Source organism: Flavobacterium sp. AC274, assembly GCF_979258275.1.
The window spans coordinates 2,219,186-2,238,702 of record NZ_OZ409852.1; the positions used below are offsets into that span (position 1 = coordinate 2,219,186).

General features: G+C 34.3%; 14 protein-coding genes and 2 pseudogenes. 4 read left to right on the forward strand and 12 right to left on the reverse strand.

The window, feature by feature from the left end; translation table 11 throughout:
* Nucleotides 1-93 precede the first annotated feature (93 nt).
* Together ACZZZT_RS10375 and truA are read right to left on the reverse strand one after the other, a co-directional pair.
* On the reverse strand, nucleotides 94-1,848 hold the full coding sequence (locus ACZZZT_RS10375) for an ABC transporter ATP-binding protein (protein ID WP_073395214.1): 1,755 nt from the start codon (nucleotides 1,846-1,848) through the stop codon (nucleotides 94-96).
* A gap of 88 nt (nucleotides 1,849-1,936) precedes the next feature.
* The gene (gene truA / locus ACZZZT_RS10380) at nucleotides 1,937-2,671 is read right to left on the reverse strand and encodes a tRNA pseudouridine(38-40) synthase TruA (protein WP_463460305.1); all 735 of its coding nucleotides are present in this window, start codon (nucleotides 2,669-2,671) and stop codon (nucleotides 1,937-1,939) included.
* Nucleotides 2,672-3,080: 409 nt separating this feature from the next.
* On the opposite strand from truA, the gene ACZZZT_RS10385 reads away from it, so the two are divergent.
* Both ACZZZT_RS10385 and ACZZZT_RS10390 read left to right on the forward strand, forming a co-directional pair.
* Entirely contained in the window at nucleotides 3,081-4,994 is a 1,914-nt protein-coding gene (locus ACZZZT_RS10385; protein ID WP_463460306.1) for an SPFH domain-containing protein, read from the forward strand.
* A 268-nt stretch (nucleotides 4,995-5,262) separates the two neighbouring features.
* Nucleotides 5,263-5,756: pseudogene (locus ACZZZT_RS10390) on the forward strand (metallophosphoesterase family protein).
* Between the two features lie 16 nt (nucleotides 5,757-5,772).
* Here the strand turns inward: ACZZZT_RS10390 and ACZZZT_RS10395 are convergent.
* From ACZZZT_RS10395 to ACZZZT_RS10405, 3 genes are all read right to left on the reverse strand, one after another.
* The gene (locus ACZZZT_RS10395) at nucleotides 5,773-6,708 is read right to left on the reverse strand and encodes a sensor histidine kinase (protein ID WP_463460307.1); all 936 of its coding nucleotides are present in this window, start codon (nucleotides 6,706-6,708) and stop codon (nucleotides 5,773-5,775) included.
* Between the two features lie 20 nt (nucleotides 6,709-6,728).
* Nucleotides 6,729-7,391 (reverse strand): response regulator, encoded by a 663-nt coding sequence (locus tag ACZZZT_RS10400; RefSeq protein WP_302096957.1) that lies wholly within the window; start codon nucleotides 7,389-7,391, stop codon nucleotides 6,729-6,731.
* 165 nt (nucleotides 7,392-7,556) lie between these two features.
* Nucleotides 7,557-7,973 (reverse strand): DUF4293 domain-containing protein, encoded by a 417-nt coding sequence (locus ACZZZT_RS10405; protein WP_042563039.1) that lies wholly within the window; start codon nucleotides 7,971-7,973, stop codon nucleotides 7,557-7,559.
* Nucleotides 7,974-8,155: 182 nt separating this feature from the next.
* On the opposite strand from ACZZZT_RS10405, the gene rho reads away from it, so the two are divergent.
* A complete protein-coding gene (rho, locus tag ACZZZT_RS10410; RefSeq protein ID WP_463460308.1) occupies nucleotides 8,156-9,988 on the forward strand; it encodes a transcription termination factor Rho in 1,833 nt (610 codons plus the stop codon).
* Between the two features lie 508 nt (nucleotides 9,989-10,496).
* Here the strand turns inward: rho and ACZZZT_RS10415 are convergent.
* The 4 genes and pseudogenes from ACZZZT_RS10415 to ACZZZT_RS10430 form a co-directional block, all read right to left on the reverse strand.
* Nucleotides 10,497-11,513 (reverse strand): M28 family peptidase, encoded by a 1,017-nt coding sequence (locus ACZZZT_RS10415; RefSeq protein ID WP_042563037.1) that lies wholly within the window; start codon nucleotides 11,511-11,513, stop codon nucleotides 10,497-10,499.
* Nucleotides 11,514-11,521: 8 nt separating this feature from the next.
* Nucleotides 11,522-12,487 carry a DUF3667 domain-containing protein gene (locus tag ACZZZT_RS10420; protein ID WP_463460309.1) on the reverse strand — a complete coding sequence of 322 codons (966 nt, stop codon included), beginning with the start codon at nucleotides 12,485-12,487 and terminating at the stop codon, nucleotides 11,522-11,524.
* A gap of 222 nt (nucleotides 12,488-12,709) precedes the next feature.
* Nucleotides 12,710-13,482 (reverse strand): annotated as a pseudogene (locus ACZZZT_RS10425) (dienelactone hydrolase family protein).
* Between the two features lie 111 nt (nucleotides 13,483-13,593).
* Nucleotides 13,594-14,046, reverse strand: coding sequence for an Lrp/AsnC family transcriptional regulator (locus ACZZZT_RS10430; RefSeq protein ID WP_463460310.1), 453 nt, complete (start codon nucleotides 14,044-14,046; stop codon nucleotides 13,594-13,596).
* Nucleotides 14,047-14,248: 202 nt separating this feature from the next.
* Here ACZZZT_RS10430 and rocD point away from each other — a divergent pair, with 202 nt between their 5' ends.
* Nucleotides 14,249-15,502: an ornithine--oxo-acid transaminase gene (gene rocD / locus ACZZZT_RS10435; RefSeq protein WP_463460311.1), complete on the forward strand. Its 1,254-nt coding sequence runs from the start codon at nucleotides 14,249-14,251 to the stop codon at nucleotides 15,500-15,502.
* Between the two features lie 275 nt (nucleotides 15,503-15,777).
* Here the strand turns inward: rocD and ACZZZT_RS10440 are convergent, their stop codons facing one another.
* The 3 genes from ACZZZT_RS10440 to ACZZZT_RS10450 all read right to left on the reverse strand — a co-directional run bounded on the left by ACZZZT_RS10440 (nucleotide 15,778) and on the right by ACZZZT_RS10450 (nucleotide 19,507).
* Nucleotides 15,778-17,418 (reverse strand): arylsulfatase, encoded by a 1,641-nt coding sequence (locus tag ACZZZT_RS10440; RefSeq protein WP_463460312.1) that lies wholly within the window; start codon nucleotides 17,416-17,418, stop codon nucleotides 15,778-15,780.
* Nucleotides 17,419-17,499: 81 nt separating this feature from the next.
* Nucleotides 17,500-18,762: a YeiH family protein gene (locus ACZZZT_RS10445; RefSeq protein WP_463460313.1), complete on the reverse strand. Its 1,263-nt coding sequence runs from the start codon at nucleotides 18,760-18,762 to the stop codon at nucleotides 17,500-17,502.
* 112 nt (nucleotides 18,763-18,874) lie between these two features.
* On the reverse strand, nucleotides 18,875-19,507 hold the full coding sequence (locus ACZZZT_RS10450; RefSeq protein ID WP_463460314.1) for a sulfatase-like hydrolase/transferase: 633 nt from the start codon (nucleotides 19,505-19,507) through the stop codon (nucleotides 18,875-18,877).
* Between the last annotated feature and the right edge of the window lie 10 nt (nucleotides 19,508-19,517).

Sequence of the window (19,517 nt, forward strand, 5' to 3'; positions counted from 1 at the left end):
CAATGAAGTTACATAATTTCCATCAGATGTTACATTTATGATTCCTATAACGCTATTTTAACTTTTTTAAGAACTTTTTTAGCATTACAAATCCTAGTTTGCAACCGAGAATTGAGAATCGTACAGATTTTTGTAGTAACCATCGGTTTTATTGAGTAATTCCTGATGTGTTCCCTGTTCTACAATTAATCCTTTATCCATTACTACAATTTTATCTGCGTTTACAATTGTAGCCAATCGGTGCGCGATAATGATAGAGGTTCTGCCTTTTGTAATTGTTTCTGTAGCACGCTGGATTAATTCTTCAGAATAGCTATCGATAGAAGAAGTAGCTTCATCCAAAATCAAAATACTTGGATTGCTCACATACGAACGTAAAAAAGCAATTAACTGACGTTGTCCGGATGAAAGCATAACACCACGCTCTTTTACATCAAAATCATAATTATCCGGCAAGCTCATAATGAAATCATGTACACCAATTTTTTTGGCTGCGTCCAGAACTTTTTCGCGCGTAATTTCGGGATTGTGTAAAGTAATATTATTGTATATAGTATCAGCAAATAAAAACACATCTTGTAGAACCACGGCAATTTGTTTTCGTAAAGAAGCCAGAGTATAATTCTCAATATTGTGACCGTCAATAAAAATCGTTCCGCTGTTTATTTCGTAAAAGCGATTCAATAAATTAATAATTGTCGATTTTCCGGCTCCGGTCGAACCAACAATTGCAACAGTTTGTCCGGCAGCAACAGATAAATCAATACCTTTAATAACTTCTTCTTCGGGAATATAACTAAAACGAACTGCTGCAAATTCGATACTTCCATTAAAAATTGGCGCTTCAAGAGTTCCCGTATCCTGAATATGATCCTGTGTGTCAATAATATCAAAAACACGATTGGCCGCAATCATTCCTAATTGCATCTCATTAAATTTATCCGCAATTTGACGTAAAGGGTTAAACAACATTCCAATGAACATTGTATAAGAAAATAAATCTCCGAAAGTGGTAAAATGATCTCCGTTTAAAATTTTAAATCCGCCATAAACCACAACCAATCCCAAAGTTATTGACGAAATAATATCGGCAATTGGGAAAAATATCGAGTTGTATAAAATGGTTTTTATCCACGCAACACGATGTTTATTATTGATTTCTTTGAAGTTTTCGGCTTCAATTTTTTCACGATTAAAAAGCTGAACGATCTTCATTCCCGTAACGCGTTCCTGTACAAATGAGTTCATGTTTGCGATTTGCGTACGAACTTCTTCAAAGGCAACCTGCATTTTGCGCTGAAAAATTCGGGTAATGTAAACCAAAATTGGCATTGCAATAACTACAATCCAGGTTAGTTCCCAATTCATGTAAAACATAAAAATTAAAACCACCAGCATTTTCATTAAATCACTGATAATCATGAAAAGTCCCTGACTGAAAATACGTGCAATCGATTCAATATCAGATACTGATCGGGTTACCAATTGCCCAACCGGAACCAAATCAAAATACTTCATTCTAAAACTTAAAATATGTTTGAAGAGTTTTGTTCGAATATCTTTTACAATATCCTGCCCCAGCCAGTTAGCCCAATAAACAAAATAAAACTGAGAGAAAACTTCACATAAAAGTACAATGCCCATTAAAACAATATACATCAATAAACCTTGTTTATCCTGCGTTTTAATATAGCCGTCAACCGTTTGTTTTAATAAATAGGGGCGAAGTGCCGCAAAAATCGACAGTGAAATTGCAAAAATAATAACGCCATAATAACGCCATTTATAAGGTTTTGTATATTTTAAAATCCGTTTGAATAATCCGGTATCAAATGCTTTTGCTTTCATTTTTTGTTGTTGCTTTAAGCTATAAGCTTTAGGCGGTAGGCTTTAATAAAGTGCTAAAAGCTTACTGCTTAAAGCCTATAGCCTACAGCTATAAATAATCGTAATCAATTTTGGTTAAATATAAACCATGTGCCGGAACTGAAAATCCGGCTTTTTCTCTGCTTTTGCTGGCAATAATACTTTCGACATCAGACAAAGAAATTTTATGCAGTCCCACATTTATTAAAGTCCCTACAATAGCGCGAACCATATTTCGTAAAAAACGATTGGCCGAAATCGTAAAAACCAATTTGTTGTTTTCCTGTTTCCAATATGCCTCAAAAATCGTGCAATCAAAAGTATTTACATCTGTATTTACTTTAGAAAAACACTGAAAATCGGTATGATTCAGTAAAATCTTTGCAGCTTCATTCATCAAAGCTACATCTAATTTTTGGTTAAAATACCAACTCAATTCTTCCAAAAACGGATTTTTAACAGTATTGATATGATATTCATAGGTTCTTTTTCTGGCGTCAAATCGGCAATGCGCATCATCATGAACTAAAATAATATCAAAAAGGGCAATGTCTTTCGGTAAATAAGAATTGAGTTTATGTACTAAATTTTGAGTATCAATTGAAGCATCAAAATCAAAATGACCATACATTTCAGTTGCATGAACGCCAGTATCTGTTCTTCCGGCACCCATTATATTTATAGGAGCATTCAGCAAAACAGAAAAAGCCTTATTTAAAGTTTCCTGAACAGAAGAGGCATTCGGCTGAAATTGCCAGCCGTGATAATGTGTTCCGTTATAAGCAAATTGAATAAAATATCTCATTTTAAGGTGCAGAGGTTCTGAGGTGCAAAGGTACAAAGTTTTTTTCTTTATAAGGTTCAAAGTCGCAAAGGTACAGAGGTTCAAAGGTTTTTCTTTAGAGATTTACTGTATTGCATCTAATCTATAATGTATAAATTATTAAATCATACCTGTTTTGCATTCGTCAACAGTAAACCTTTGAACCTTTGCCACTCTGAACCTTTGCACCTTCTCCAAAAACTGTTAAAACCCAAAATACCAATCATAGTTTACACAGCAAAAAATCGTGTCAGAAATTGACAATTCCAACGATTTAATTGAAAGTATTTTTTAACATTTATTTAAAAAATCTGCAAAAGTTAATTTTTAAAATATTTCATTTTAACAGGAAGTATTTCGCCTATGTTTGCATCCTAAATAATCAAAAACTATGAATGAAATTACTTCTTATTGGTGGATAATTTTAATCTTATTCTCCATTCTTTTTTACAAATTTATTTTACGTGTTTTCTTCGGAATGGTGATGGTTCCTGAGGATAAAATTGGTTTGGTAACCAAAAAGTTCGTTTTATTCGGAACGGACAAATCATTGCCGGATGGGCGTATTATTGCGACAAAAGGCGAAGCTGGTTATCAGGCAAAAACGCTTGCTCCGGGTTTATATTGGGGAATGTGGATCTGGCAGTATTCAATCGATATGACCGGATTTACGGTTATTCCTGAAGGTAAAATTGGATTGGTTTTGAGTAAGGACGGAAAAGAAATTCCAACTGGACGAATCTTAGCCCGAAAAGTAGATAGCGATAACTTTCAGGACGCTACTTATTTCTTAGACAATGGCGGACAAAAAGGGCGTCAGACCGCTTTTATTACAACAGGTTCGTATCGTATTAATACATTTCTATTCGAAATTGTAATTGCAGATCAAATCAAGATTTACGAGAATATGATTGGTATCGTAACGGCACTTGACGGAGAACCGATTCCGCAAGGACAAATTGCAGGTAAATTTGTTGAGGGGCATAATAACTTTCAGGATTTTGACAAGTTTTTAGATACTGGTGGTAATCGTGGTTTACAGCCTCAGGTTATGTTAGCCGGATCTTACTATATTAATACGTGGGGAATTTTAATCGAACAAAACCCAATGACAGATGTGCCTATTGGATATGTAGGAGTTGTAATTTCGTATATTGGAGAAGATGGTCAAGACGTTACCGGAGATACTTTTAAACACGGAAATATCGTTTCAAAAGGACAACGCGGGGTTTGGATGGAGCCTCTTGGTCCTGGAAAATATGCGTTGAACAAATACACAACTAAATTAGAAGCAGTTCCAACAACAAACTTGGTTTTAAACTGGGCAAATGCAAGAAGCGAATCACACGATTTAGATAAAAATCTTTCTACGATTACCGTTCGTTCCAAAGATGGTTTCCCATTTAATTTAGATGTGGCGCAAATTATTCACGTTCCGGCAGCCGAAGCACCAAAAGTAATTGCCCGTTTTGGAAGTATGAACAACTTGGTTTCTCAGGTTTTAGAACCTACAATTGGTAACTATTTTAGAAACTCGGCTCAGGATAGCGACGTGATTTCGTTTTTGTCAACCAGAAAAGAGCGTCAGGAATCAGCTAAAAATCATATTAAATTAGTTCTTGACGAATATAATGTAAATGCTGTTGATACTTTGATTGGAGATATCGTTCCGCCAGATTCATTGATGAAAACGTTGACCGATAGAAAATTGGCCGAAGAAGAGCAAAAAACATATCAAACCCAAAGAATGGCGCAGGAACAACGTCAGGGAATGGAGAAAGAAACGGCAATTGCCGATATGCAAAAAGAGATCGTTCGCGCTTCACAAAGTGTTGAAATCGCTCAGAGAACTGCAGATGCAACAGTAAAGAAAGCAGAAGGAGATGCGACAAGTTTAAAACTAAATGTAAACGCAGAAGCGGAAGCCACAAAAATGAGAGCGAATGCAGAAGCTGAAGCAACAAAAGCAAGGGCAGGAGCGCAAGCCGAGGCAACGAAACTGAACGCAAGTGCCGAAGCAGAAAGAATCTCAAAAACAGGTTTAGCCGAAGCAGAGAAAATTATGGCAATTGGTAAATCTACGGCAGAATCATACCAACTTCAGGTTAGTGCAATGGGCGGTGACAATTTTACGAGATATAAAGTTACCGAAGAAATTGGTAAAGGAAATATCAAAGTAATACCAGATGTTTTAATTTCAGGAAACGGTGGATCTGATGGTTCTATCAGTGGTTTGTTAGGATTAAAATTAATGGAAATGATGGATACCAAAGATTCGAAAGATGGTAAAAATCCGAAGAAATAGTAGTTATTGTAAAATGCAAATAGTATTTGACATTCAACAGACCTGACAGGTTTTTAAAACCTGTCAGGTTTAACATCAGGATAAATTCGATTATTCGTAGAGATGCACAGCAGTGCGTCTAACATCAAGTTTAAGAAATCCGATTTGCGAAAGCAAATCGGATTTTTATGTTTATAATAAATGAAAATGATACAAAAGACGCACTGCAGTATGCCTCTACAAAAAAACCTTTGTACCTTTGCAACTCTGAGCCTTTGCCCCTTAAAAAATGAAAAAAATCCTCCTCCTTTCCGATACTCACAGCCATATTGATGATACTATTTTAAAATATGTGGCTCTGGCCGATGAAGTTTGGCACGCCGGAGATATTGGAGATTTGCATGTTACAGACACCATAAAAAAACTAAAACCATTACGTTGTGTTTATGGTAATATCGATGATGCAAAAGCACGATTAGAATTTCCATTGCACAATAGATTTTTATGTGAAAATGTTTCTGTCTGGATTACACATATTGGTGGTTATCCCGGCAAATATAATCCAGCTATCAGAGAAGAAATGACGGCAAATCCACCTAAATTATTTATTTGTGGACATTCTCATATATTAAAAGTGATGTTTGATAAAAAAATAACTTGTTGCACATGAATCCCGGTGCTGCAGGAAAAAGCGGATTTCACCAAATGCGAACCATGCTGCGATTCGTAATTGATGATGATAAAATAAAAGATCTTGAAATTATAGAAATAGGTAAGAAGTAAGAAGCTAGAAGTAAGGTTATGAAGTTGGCACTTTTATTTTTATTGAAGTTCCTGTGCTTTCATTCACTCTGGAAATAATATTAAAACTACCCTTTAGTTTTTTAATTCTTGCTCTAATTCTGTTCAGTCCAAAACCTTCCTGATGGAGTTTTTCGGCATTAAAACCTTTCCCGTCATCATGAATAATAATAATTAACCGATTTTGTTTTTCGTGCAATGAGATTTGGGCATTTTTGGCAGCACTATGTTTTATAATGTTGCTAAATAATTCGCTTACAATAAAGTATAATTTAATTTCAAATTTCTCATTGTATCTTTTTGTTGTGGGTACAGAACTTGTGAATTTAAACAGCAGACCAGAATTAGAATTTTTTTCGCATAAATCTTCTAAGGCATAAACCAAACCAAAACGAACCAAAAGAGTTGGGATTAAATCGTGTGACATGTCTCGTAAACGATCGTGAGCTTCTTCAAGAATAGTTTTTGCTTTAAGAAGTTCTTCTGATTTTATAGCATTTTGAACCGTAAAAGTATTTAAATGCAAACCAACAGAAGACAATAGAGAATTGATATTATCATGTAAAAACGATGCAATTTTCTTTCTTTCATTCTCTTGCCCGTCGATTCCGGCGTTGATAATGTTAAGCTGTATTTTTTGCTGAATATCTTTTTGTTTATTCTTTCGTTTTAATTTATCATTCTGATAAACAAAATATAACAAAACCATTAGCACTATAGTGAGCACAATGTAGAAACTCACTATTTTTTTATTTGTAGATTTTTCAAGTTCCAGAAACTGTTCTTTTTTCACTATTGAATTATCAGAATTGATTTCCTTTTTAGGTTCCTTAGAACCATCTACTTTTGAAGATACATCATATTGATTAAATACCGAAGCACTGCTAAATGCGGATAAAAAAACAAATAAAATAAATATTCTAAAAGTAAACATAGATTATCAGTTAGTAAAGACTATGGATTTATTAAATTATTTTTAAGGGCATATTTTACCACTCCAATAACGTTTTTGGTTTTTAGTTTTTTCATTATATTCTTTCGATGGGTTTCGACCGTGTTGACACTAATAAATAACTCTTCGCTTATTTCTTTTGCGCTATATTCGAGAGATATTAAAGTGATAATTTCAATTTCTCTTTCGCTCAAAAACTGATTTTCACTAAAAGCAGGTTTGTTTAATTTAGGATTATTTTGAGTAAAATTAGTGAAGATTTTTTCCCTTATATGTTTGTCAAAATATTCTTCATCCTTATTTACAGCTTCGATTGCTTCGATAATGTTTTCTCCGGCACTTTTCTTAGTCAGATATCCTTTAGCACCTAATTTCATTACTTCTTTTACGATTTTTAAATCATCATAACTCGAAAGAATAATTACTTTGCAGGGAAATCCTTTTTCATTAAACTCTTTTAAAACTTCGATTCCATCCTTTTTAGGCATACTAATGTCGAGTAACAAGATGTCGGTATTGTTTTTTATAACATCTTCATAGATAGATATTCCGTCTAATGAATTGCCTACAACCTCAAAGTCAGAAACAGTGCGTAATAAATTAGTAAGTCCATCGATAAGTACTTGATGATCATCAGCAAGATGTATCCTTGTTTTATGTGTCATGATTGATTTGAATCTCAAAACATCAAATTTATGAAATTTATCTTACAAAATAGGTTTTAGTTCTTTGTTTTTGAAAGTCTTATTAAAATTGAAGAAAATTTCAGGCACAAAAAAACCCGAATATAAAATTCGGGTTCTCTTCGCACATAAATAAAGTTTATAGGTTTACCTCAAACGATCTACAGATTTTACGAGATCTTCGTCTTTCTTGATGGCCTTATTAGCTAACACTAATAATACGATAGCAACAATAGGAAGAAACATCCCAATACCTTTCTCTGAAACAGCGTTAACTGTCTCTCCAGATAAATTTAGTGATCGGTATACAAATAATCCTAATAAAATTAAATTTAATATTATGTTCAGTCTGCCCATTACAAACTGATTTTGTCTTTTTTTGTATGAAATAATACTAATAATCGTAAGCATTGTGCTTAAACCTAATAAAATAGTATAAACCTGGTCCTGCATAAAATAAAATGCTTTTCCGGTATTTAATGTCCAAAGCGGAATAAAAAACATCAGCACTCCTGTTACTAAAAAGGTAAGAATTAAATATACGGTTTGAATTCGTTGTATCATGATCAATAATTGTTTTACAAAAATATATTTTCTTTTTTTAAAATACTATTGTATGATTAAATTTTATTCGTATTATTGCATCATAATACCGTAAGCACTTCATACTGCGGTCAATTGAAAACAATTATCTACCTATCTTTTTACAGTATTTCCTTTAAAATAATTAAATTCATAGAATATTCATGTTTGATATTTCTGCATTAAAAGAAATGAAGCTTTCTGAGCTTCAAGAAATAGCTAAGTTAGCTAAAACTATAAAGTTTAATGGTGTTAAAAAAGAGACTTTAATTAGTCAGATTTTAGCACATCAAGAAGCGACTGTAGCGCCGCCTGTATCTGCTGTTGCTGAAGCAGAAGTAGCTGATGACAAACCCAAAAGAGCCAGAATTGTTCCTGTAAAAAAAGCAGCAATTAGCAAAAATGCTCCTATTCTTGAATTTGATAAAGTAGAAGAAGCTCCTGAAAAGGTTAAGGCTCCGGCGATTTCAAAACAAAATCAAAAGGTTCAGGAAACTCCGGAAGTTGAAGAAACTGCTGAAAATGGAGAAGGAGAAGTAGAAAAAAAGGGACCAAAAATCGTAAAATTTAATAAATCAGCTTACGAGAAAAAAGTTGCTTTACAAAAGGAAAAAGAAGCTGTAAAAGAAGTTGGTTCTGAAGAAGTTGCCGAAAATGAAAATGTTGATGCAGCTCCTGTCGCTGAAAAAGCAGAAGGAATTACTCCGGTAAAAAAGATAAATCCGAATCAGCTTAAAAAGCAAAATCCTAACCAGAATCCGAATCCTAATCAAAACCCAAATCAGAATCAAAATGGGAATGGAAACGGAAATAACGGAAACCAGAATCAAAACCCAAATCATAAAAATAAAAAAAGTAATTTCAGGGATTCAGATTTTGAATTTGACGGAATTATTGAAAGTGAAGGTGTTCTTGAAATGATGCCTGACGGATACGGATTTTTACGTTCATCAGATTATAATTATTTAGCCTCTCCTGATGATATTTATTTATCAACTTCACAAATCAGATTATTCGGTCTTAAAACCGGAGATACAGTAAAAGGAGTAGTTCGTCCTCCTAAAGAAGGCGAGAAATTTTTCCCTCTTGTTCGTGTACTGAAAATCAATGGTCACGATCCGCAGGTAGTTCGCGACAGAGTTTCTTTCGAACACCTGACACCAGTTTTTCCTTCAGAAAAATTCAAATTAGCCGAAAAAGGCAGTTCAGTTTCAACCCGTATTATAGATTTATTTTCTCCAATAGGAAAAGGACAGCGTGGTATGATAGTCGCACAACCGAAAACCGGTAAAACAATGTTGTTAAAAGACATTGCCAATGCGATTGCAGCCAATCATCCTGAAGTTTATCTAATCGTACTTTTGATCGATGAGCGTCCAGAGGAGGTTACAGATATGCAAAGAAGTGTTCGTGGTGAAGTTATCGCTTCGACTTTTGACAGAGAACCGCAAGAACACGTAAAAATTGCCAACATTGTACTTGAAAAAGCAAAACGTTTGGTAGAATGCGGACACGATGTAGTGATTCTTTTAGATTCGATTACACGTTTGGCAAGAGCTTATAATACAGTTCAGCCGGCTTCTGGTAAAGTTTTAAGTGGAGGTGTGGATGCCAATGCATTACAAAAACCAAAACGTTTCTTTGGAGCTGCAAGAAATGTAGAAAATGGTGGATCATTGAGTATCATCGCAACTGCATTAACTGAAACAGGTTCCAAAATGGATGAGGTAATCTTTGAAGAATTTAAAGGTACCGGTAACATGGAGCTTCAATTAGATCGTAAAATTGCAAACAAACGTATTTTCCCTGCTATCGATCTTACATCTTCAAGCACACGTCGCGACGATTTATTATTAGACGAAAAAACATTACAAAGAATGTGGATCATGCGTAAATATCTATCCGATATGAACCCTGTAGAATCTATGGATTTTGTAAACGAACGCTTCAAGAAAACGAAGAATAATGAAGAGTTTTTGATTTCTATGAATGACTAAAAAAGGGACAAAGGCTCAAAGCTACAAAGGTTCTGAGGTTTTACTTTGAGATTATATATATACATAAAAAGGGATGAGTTTTTAAACTCATCCCTTTTTGGTTTTTATCTAGAAATGTAATGAATTCTATTAAAACATCTATGATTTCACATTTCAAATATAGCCCGCGGTTTCAACCGTGGGAAACGTATTGCAATAACTTTGAGATTATATATATAAAAGGGATGAGTTAAAAAATCATCCCTTTTTGGTTTTATTTTAGAAATGCAATGAATTCTATTAAAACACCTACGATTTCAAATTTCAAACATAGCCCACGGTTTCAACCGTGGGAGACGTTTTGTAATAACGTTTTGTAATAATGTATTGTGATAATTATTATGTTTCCCACGGTTGAAACCGGGGGCTATGTTTCCATAATGATAGCTAAAATAACAAATTCAATTCTTAGCGTTTAAAAAAAAACTTAGAACCTTAGCATCTCAGAATCTTAGCGACTTTAAAAAAACTATTTCTTATCCACTACCGGTCTGTTTTCTCTATTTGCCAATTCCCAGGCAACAACAAACGCTAATTGTGTTCTTTTGGTTAAAGCGTCATATTCAATTTTTTCAGGTTCGTCACCTTTTCCGTGGTAATCTTCGTGAACTCCGTTAAAGAAGAAAACTGCAGGAATACCATGTTTTGCAAAGTTGTAATGATCAGAACGCTCGTAGAAATGATTTGGATCTTTAGGATCGTTGAATTTAAAATCTAAATCAACTTTAGTAAATTTTTCATTTTGAGCAACTACAATATTATGTAAGTCGGTTGATAATCTATCGGCACCAATTACGTAAACATAATTGTTTGTATTTGCATGTTCAACATCGCGACGGCCAATCATATCAATATTGATGTCTGTAATAGTGTTGGCAATTGGAAACAATGGATTTTCAGAATAGTAACGAGAACCGTGCAAACCGTGTTCTTCACCCGTTACATGCAGGAATAAAATAGAACGTTTTGGTCCGTGTCCGTCTTTCTTTGCTTTTGCAAATGCCTTTGCCATTTCCATTACAGCAACAGTTCCGGAACCGTCATCATCGGCACCGTTATAAACTTCGCCATCTTTAATTCCAACGTGGTCATAATGAGCTGAAATCACTAAAACTTCATCCGGTTTTTCAGAACCTTCAATATAAGCCCAGATATTTTCAGAATCAGGTAAATTCTCATTGCGTCGTGCATTTAAAAAGGCTGCAGGAACTGGTTGATAATAATCTTTTGCACCTTTAGGAAACGAAATATTATTTTTTTTGTATTGCTCGATCATGTAAAGTCCCGCTTTTTTCTGACCTTTTGAACCAGTTTCACGGCCTTCCATTTCATCAGAAGCAACCACATATAACATCTTTTTTAAATCTTTTTGGGTAATAGCTTTCACGTATTTGGTTGGGTCTGAGTTATCTTTCGATACAACAGACTGCGCATTTTTACATGAAAATGCTGAGGCAATCAATAATAGAATTACAATTTTTTTCATTGCGGGGTTTAGTGTAAATTAATGAATATGTAAAAAACATAAAAAGTTAGTAAAAATACAATAAAAAAGAAGTTTATAAAGAATAAGAATACACTTTTAATAAAAGAGACAATTCTGCTTTCTCCATAAAAACGGTGATGTGCAGGATAAAAATAATAAGACATCCAAAGGATACCCGCAAAATTTGTAATATCGGCTATAAAGCCAAAACCGCTTCCGAGCAAATCAGTAATCTTCTGAATAATAAAGAGTATGAGAAATATCAAAAGCAAAAACGAAAAATAATGCAGCGTAAATATTCCGTGATCAAAGTAATACCATTTCTTTTTATTGTGAAAAATCCATAAAAAGAAAGCAAAGAAAGGCATTATGATAAATAATATTTTAGGAATATTATGTACGAATGATTCGATGAATTTTTCTATAATTTCTCCCTTAGTATTTTTTTCAGTAACGTGTATTACTTTTTCATAAAGCCAATATTCAAAATCAGTATACTTTTCACTTGGTTTTCCATATTTCTGAATCGAGTCGATTTCTTTCATCGTCCTCAATTTGAAATGTGTATTTTGCTGAAAATTCTTAATTCCTTTTTTATCCTGTTTGATAAGGTTTGTGGTAATATCTTTTTCACTTTTTTGCAGGTTCTCCGTTACGTGAGAAGGAAACAATGCAATTAAAAGAAAGGTGATGAAACTGATAAAAATATAAAGACGAACCGGTGCCAGATAAGACAATCTTTTTCCTGAAAGATATTCTTTAGTTAAAGTCGCGGGTTTAAAAAGTAAATTCCGAATGGTTTTCCAAAAGGCATTTTCATAATGCGTTAAATCTTCAAAAAAATGAATAAATAAATGATGAAACGTTTTTCGGCTGTCTGTGTTTTCCTGTCCGCAATTGGGACAAAATCTTTGTTCGACAACGTGCCTGCAATTCAGGCAGGTTTTGTCTTTTCTAATAGGACTGTGTGACATTGGTAATTTGGTTGGTTTTTGGTTTTGGTTTTAGTTTTTTTCTTGCCCGCGGATGTTACGGATTTACGCTGGTTTTTTTCCTGTAAGTAAATAATTATCTGCGTAAATCCGTTCAATCCGCGTTATCAGTGTTCTTGTTTTTTGCCACAGATTAAATGATTAGAATGATTTTAATAAAAAATTAGTGTAAATCCGTTTAATCAGCGTCATCCGCGTGCTATTTTATTTTTTAAGCACTTCATTTAAAAACAGCTGTAAATGCTCAAAAGATCGTTTTGCGGCAACAGCATTATAAGCAGCACCTTTTGAATTGTCATTTCCGGCCTCTGGATTTGTAAACGAATGCACAGAATTTGCATAATAAATCATTTGCCAATCGGCTTTTGAATCACGCATTTCCTGTTGAAAAGCTGTAATTTCTTCTTTCGAAACAAAAGGATCATCAGCACCATGACAAACTAAGACTTTCGTCGTAATTGGTTCAACGGCACGCGCTGCATCTTTACCTAAACCACCATGAAATGAAGCAACACCTTTTAAATTCAAATGTCCGCGGGCGGCTTCAAGAACTCCTGTTCCGCCAAAGCAATATCCAATAGCGACAATATTATCTGCATTTGCTCCGGATTTGATTAATTCCTGCAAAGCCGCATTGATTCTTTTTTGATAATCAGCAAAATTTGTTTTGTAATAACCCGCTTGTTTTCCAGCTTCGGCTGTATTAGTTGGATAATTTCCTTCGCCATAAATATCAGCGATAAAAACATGATAGCCTAGTTTTGATAATTCTTCGGCAATTCCTTTAGATGCATTGTCGATTCCCAGCCACGCCGGCAAAAGTAAAATGCCCGGATTGTTACTGCTTTTTTAGCAGATTTTATAAATAAACCGTTTAAGGTTTGTTTTCCTTCTGAATATTTTACTGGTTTTAACTGTGCATTTATAGTGCTAGAAGACAGTATAATAGTTAAAATTAGAATAGTGGTATTTTTCATGATCTTACAATTTTAAACAAATATCAGAAATAAAATGCTACAAAAAAACCTCAGAAGAATTTTCTTTTGAGGTTTGTATTTTTGAAATAAAATGGAGAAATTATTTATATTTTATAAAGAAATATTCCTTTTAAATGCACATCCCAATTCTACCATAGAATCCGTTTTGGCAATTCCGGGAATATTATCGATTTTTTCATATAATATTTTACGCATGTGTTCGTGGTTTTTTGCCGTAATTTTTAAATAAAGCGTAAACGAACCCGTTACAAAATAGCATTCTGTAATTTCCGGAATTTCTTTTAAAGCCGCAATAATACGTTCAGAATCAGAATCTTTATTAAGCGTAATTCCCGTAAACGAAGCCCAGTCGTATCCGATTTGTTTTTCGTTTAAAATAGGTTTGATGCCGGTAATTATGCCTTGTTCAAATAAACGGTTAATGCGTTGATGCACCATTGTATTTGAGATTTTTAAATTAGTAGCAATAGTCGAATACGCAATTCTTCCATCTTTCTCTAATTCTTTGATAATCTTTATGTCAAACTCATCTAAAATATCCATGCATCTATTTTTTTCGTTCTAATTTATGGTAAAGATAAAAATAAGTCTGATTAGATGTTTACATTCAAATACTAAAATGACTTTTTATCAGGGATAAATAAGTCACTTTTCTTTTTTGTTGCTAATTAATGAGTTAAAATATGTGTTTTATTCGTTAAAAATAAATAATTTTTATATTTTTGTTTCAATAAAAAGAAATATTATGGCACATACACAAGAAATTCTTTCGTCTAAATCGGAAGTTTTAATCGAAAAAGAGAATAAATACGGAGCTCATAATTACCATCCGCTTCCGGTAGTTTTAGAAAGAGGAGAAGGTGTATATGTGTGGGATGTTGACGGTAAAAAATACTATGATTTTCTATCAGCTTATTCTGCAGTAAATCAAGGACATTGCCATCCTAAAATTGTACAAGCAATGGTCGATCAGGCTCAAAAACTGACCTTGACTTCAAGAGCTTTTTACAATGATAAATTAGGAAACTACGAAGAATTTGTAACCAATTATTTTGGCTTTGATAAAGTTTTACCAATGAATACAGGTGCCGAAGCGGTTGAAACAGCTTTGAAACTATGTAGAAAATGGGCATACGAAGTAAAAGGAATTCACGAAAATCAGGCGCAGATTATTGTTTGCGAAAATAATTTTCACGGAAGAACGACGACGATTATTTCATTTTCGAATGATGAAAGCGCCCGTAAAAACTTTGGACCTTTTACAGACGGATTTATAAAAATTGAATATGATAATCTTGAAGCTCTTGAAAAAGCTTTGGAATCATCAAAAAATATTGCCGGATTTTTAGTAGAACCAATTCAGGGTGAAGCCGGAGTTTATGTTCCATCAGAAGGATATTTGGCGAAAGCAAAAGCACTTTGCGAAAAACACAATGTTTTATTCATTGCAGATGAGGTTCAAACGGGAATTGCGCGTACCGGAAAATTATTGGCTGTACATCATGAAAATGTACAGCCGGATATTCTGATTTTAGGAAAAGCAATTTCTGGCGGAGTTTATCCGGTTTCGGCAGTTTTGGCGAATAATGAAATCATGAATGTGATCAAACCGGGTCAACACGGTTCTACTTTTGGAGGAAATCCTGTTGCAGCAGCCGTTGCAATCGCAGCTCTTGAAGTGGTAAAAGAAGAAAAACTAGCCGAAAACGCAGAACGTTTAGGAATCATTTTAAGAAAAGGATTAAACGAAATTGCAGAGCGTAACGATTTAATTACTTTAGTTAGAGGTAAAGGTTTACTAAACGCCATTGTAATTAATTGCGGTGAAGATTCTGATTTGGCTTGGGAAATCTGCCTGAAATTTAGAGACAACGGATTATTAGCAAAGCCAACTCACGGAAATAAAATTAGATTAGCACCGCCATTGGTAATGACAGAAACTCAAATTGCAGAATGTCTTGAAATTATTGAAAAATCTTTGAATGATTTTAGAGATTAAATAATCAATTGAAAAGTATTTTTTAAACACATAGAAAAATAGCTTATTGGTGTGTTAAAAGGCGTTTGACTTACATTAACAAACATAGCTACTATGTGTGAGAAACTAGTTTCTTTAAAATTAATCTTTTCAATGTGAAGTAAAATCTATGTTTCTATGTGTTTAATTAAATTACACGTTACATATTAATTCAGCTTACTTTATTACATAAAAAAGCGATTGTTCTATGACAATCGCTTTTTGTTTATAATTACTTAAAATATCAAAAAAAGTAATTATTTCTTTAGAGCCGCACCGCCTGGCATTTGCTCAGGTTTAGCGTTGAATTTACTATATTCTACAACTCCTGTTTGGTTTGCCCAATCAAAATATTTGGCAGAAAGTTGGTTTACAACTGCAAGATTTTGTTTGGCAACATTGGTTGTTTCACCTCTGTCAGTTTCAATATTATAAAGCTCCCATTCATACGAAGGATAAGTCGAAACTAATTTCCATTTCCCGTCACGAACAGCTCTGTTTCCTGCTCTTTCCCAAAATAATGGTGCGCCTCTATCAACCTGCGAAACATTATCAAATAAAACAGGCAATAAACTCTTTCCAACCAAAGGATTTGTGAGCGCACCATTATATTCTTTAGGATATTCAATTCCGGCCAATTCGTAAAAAGTAGGAGCAAGGTCAATAATATGTCCGGTTCCTTTATCGATACGATTCGCTTTTATTTTTGATGGAAACCACGCAATAAACGGCGAACTAAACCCGCCTTCGTGCATATTGTTTTTATATTGCTGAAGCGGTGTATTAGACAAATAAGCCCAGTTTTGTTCCTGATAATCAAATGATCCTGAAGTTCCAACAGGTCCTTCGTTTCGAACCAAACCTCTTCCAAGCGGATTGTAAGTATTAAAACCGCCCTGAGCCCCATTATCTGAAATGAAAATAATCAAGGTGTTTTTATCTTTTTTTAACGCTTTTATTTTCTCTAAAACTTTCCCAACGTTCTGATCCATATTGTCGACCATTGCGGCGTAAACTTCCATTTTTGCTTTCCAGAATTGCTTTTCGTCATAAGTCAATTTATTCCATTCCGGAACTTCGGGGTCTCTTGCAGAAATGGTTTGGTCGGCTGGTAAAATGCCGTTTTCTTTTAATTTCTGAATTCTTTTTTCTCTTAAAATATCCCAGCCTTCATCAAACTTCCCTCTGTATTTTGCAATATCAACCGGTTTTGCCTGCAACGGCCAATGCGGTGCGGTAAAAGCGAGATACAAAAAGAAAGGTTTGTTTTCTTTGTTTTGTTCCTCCAAAAAAGTAACCGCATTATTTCCAATTTCATCTGTAAAATAATACGAGTCATCTTTTGGATGCAGTTCTTCATTATTACGAAGCAGTTTTACCGGATAAGGCGTTTTCCCAAAAGGCAAAGGTTTAGTATCAAAATAATTAGAAGCTCCTTTTAAAATCCCGTAAAATTTATCGAAACCTCTTTGATTTGGCCATTGCGCCTGATCTTCAGAACCTACATGCCATTTTCCGGATAAAATGGTGCTATATCCGCCAGAACGAAAAACTTCGCCTAAAGTCAAAGATTCTTTGTTTAAATATCCCTGATATGCCGGCAATCCTAAATTAACATCAAAAAATCCAACTCCTGCTTTATGCTGATATTGTCCCGTTAATAAAGAAGCTCTCGTTGGCGCACAAATTGAGTTGTTGTAAAATTCGCGCAGGCGCAAACCTTCATGTGCCAGTTTATCTAGATTGGGTGTCTTAATTTCCGAGCCGTAATTTCCCAAATCAGAATAACCCATATCGTCGACCATAATCAAAATGATGTTTGGTTTTGAGTTATTTTGAGAATGGATTGAAAAGCTGAAAGCCAATAAAAGGTTTAGTGTAATAAGTGTTTTTTTCATTATAATGGATATTTTTATTTTCGAAATCTGTGGGGTTAACTTTGTCAAAGTTTTAAACTTTGACAAAGTTGTGGGTGTAGATTATTTACCAAACAGCAAAAAGGCAATAATCAGCGTAATAATTACATTGAATAATTGCGCGATTAAAAAAGCATACAAAGGCTTTTTGCTATTATTACTGAGTAAATCTTTAAAATTTGTTTCGAGTCCAATACTTGTAAAAGCAAGTGCAAACCAAATGCCTTGCAGGTTTTTTAAACTGTCTTTTACTTCATCACGAACTTCCGGAGTAATTAAAAAAGAAAAAACCAGTGAAGCTACAATGAAGCCAATAACAAATTTCGGAAAACGTTCCCAGATAACGCCCAAAGTTGGTTTTGATGCCACAGCTTCATCTGATTTATTATGTGTATAAGTCCAATAAACGGAAATTGCAAAAGCGGCTAATCCTAATAAAACATTCTGTGAGAATTTTACAATCGTACTAATTTTTAAGGCCGTTTCACCAACCAAAGTTCCGGAAGCGACAACTGCGCCCGATGTATCGATGCTTCCACCAAGCCAGGCTCCGGTAACTTCTTCAGGAAAATTGAAATATCGGGCAATGATCGGCATAAAAATCATCATGGGAATTGCCGTTACCAAAACCATCGAAATTACATAAGACAGTTTTTTTGAATCGCCTTTAATCGCACCCGAAGTGGCAATAGCAGCAGAAACACCGCAGATAGAAACCGCACTAGAAATCATCATGGTTAATTCATCATCGACTTTTAATTTTCGGCAAAGCCAAAAAGCAAAATACCAAACGGATAATACCACGACCAAAGCCTGAATTAATCCTAAAGAACCCGCCTTTAGAATGTCTGAAAAAATAACGCTCGTGCCTAATAAAACCAATCCGATTTTCACAAATACTTCTGTGGAAAGTGCAGATCGAAACCATTCGGGAAGTTTGAAAAAGTTGCCTATCAGTAATCCGATAATTAAACTGAAAATAACGGCTTCTAAATTGAGTGCTTTTATTTCTGAATTTCCTGCAAGAATAAGTGCAATGACCGTTAAAATATAAACTATCGGAAAAACGAATAGAAAATATTTTACCGATTTTCCAATTAAAAAAGCACCGAGTGTTCCAATAATGATTAGATAAATAAATTGGGTTATGATGAGTTTCAAATTAGACAAAGCAAAAACAGCATTGCTTAATTCGACTCCGTTTGACCATTTGAAAACCGGAACTTCAGGAAGAAAAACAAATAGTGAAATCCCGATGATTAAAAAACCGAGAATAACGACTGTCCAGTCTTCGTGAAGGTTAAATTGTTTTGAGGTAGTTGACATTTTATGTTTATTTCCTGCAAGGTTTTCAAAACCTTGTAGGTATAGTTATTAATATAGCGAGTGAATTATAGACCTACAAGGTTTTGAAAACCTTGCAGGACTTCTGTAACTTTTACAAATCGACAAAGTATTTCTGTTTACCAAAGTCAAATTCATAATAGGTTAAATTAGGCCATAAAGGTTTTACAAGACCTTTTTCCCAGTTTTGCAAAGCAGCGTGAAGCTCTTTTACTTTTGCCGGATTTTTTTGAGCCAAATCTGTCGTTTCAGATTTATCGTTTGCCAGATTATAAAGCCATTCTTCGTGCGTTTTTCCGCTGATGATTAATTTCCAGTCACCGCTTCGAATCGCTTTTGCATCGCCGGAACGCCAGTATAAATTTTTGTGTGCTTCTGTATTATTGTTAACTGTCGAGATCAAATCGACACCATCGTAAACCCTGTCTTTTGGCAAACCGGAATGCGTAACAGCAGCAATTGTGCTAAAAATATCCAGTGAACTTACAGGAGTTTTGTAGACCGTATGCGGTTTGATTTTTCCCTTCCACGTAAGTGCAAACGGAACATTGATACCGCCTTCAAAATGCGAAAATTTACCACCTTTTAAAGGGGCATTTGTTGTGGCGAAAGTATAATCGGCACCACCGTTATCGCTGGCAAAAATGATTAAGGTGTTTTCTTCAAGACCTTCTTTTTTTACTTTGGCAACGATTCTTCCAATAGCGTCATCAAGCGCGCTGATCATGGCAAAATAA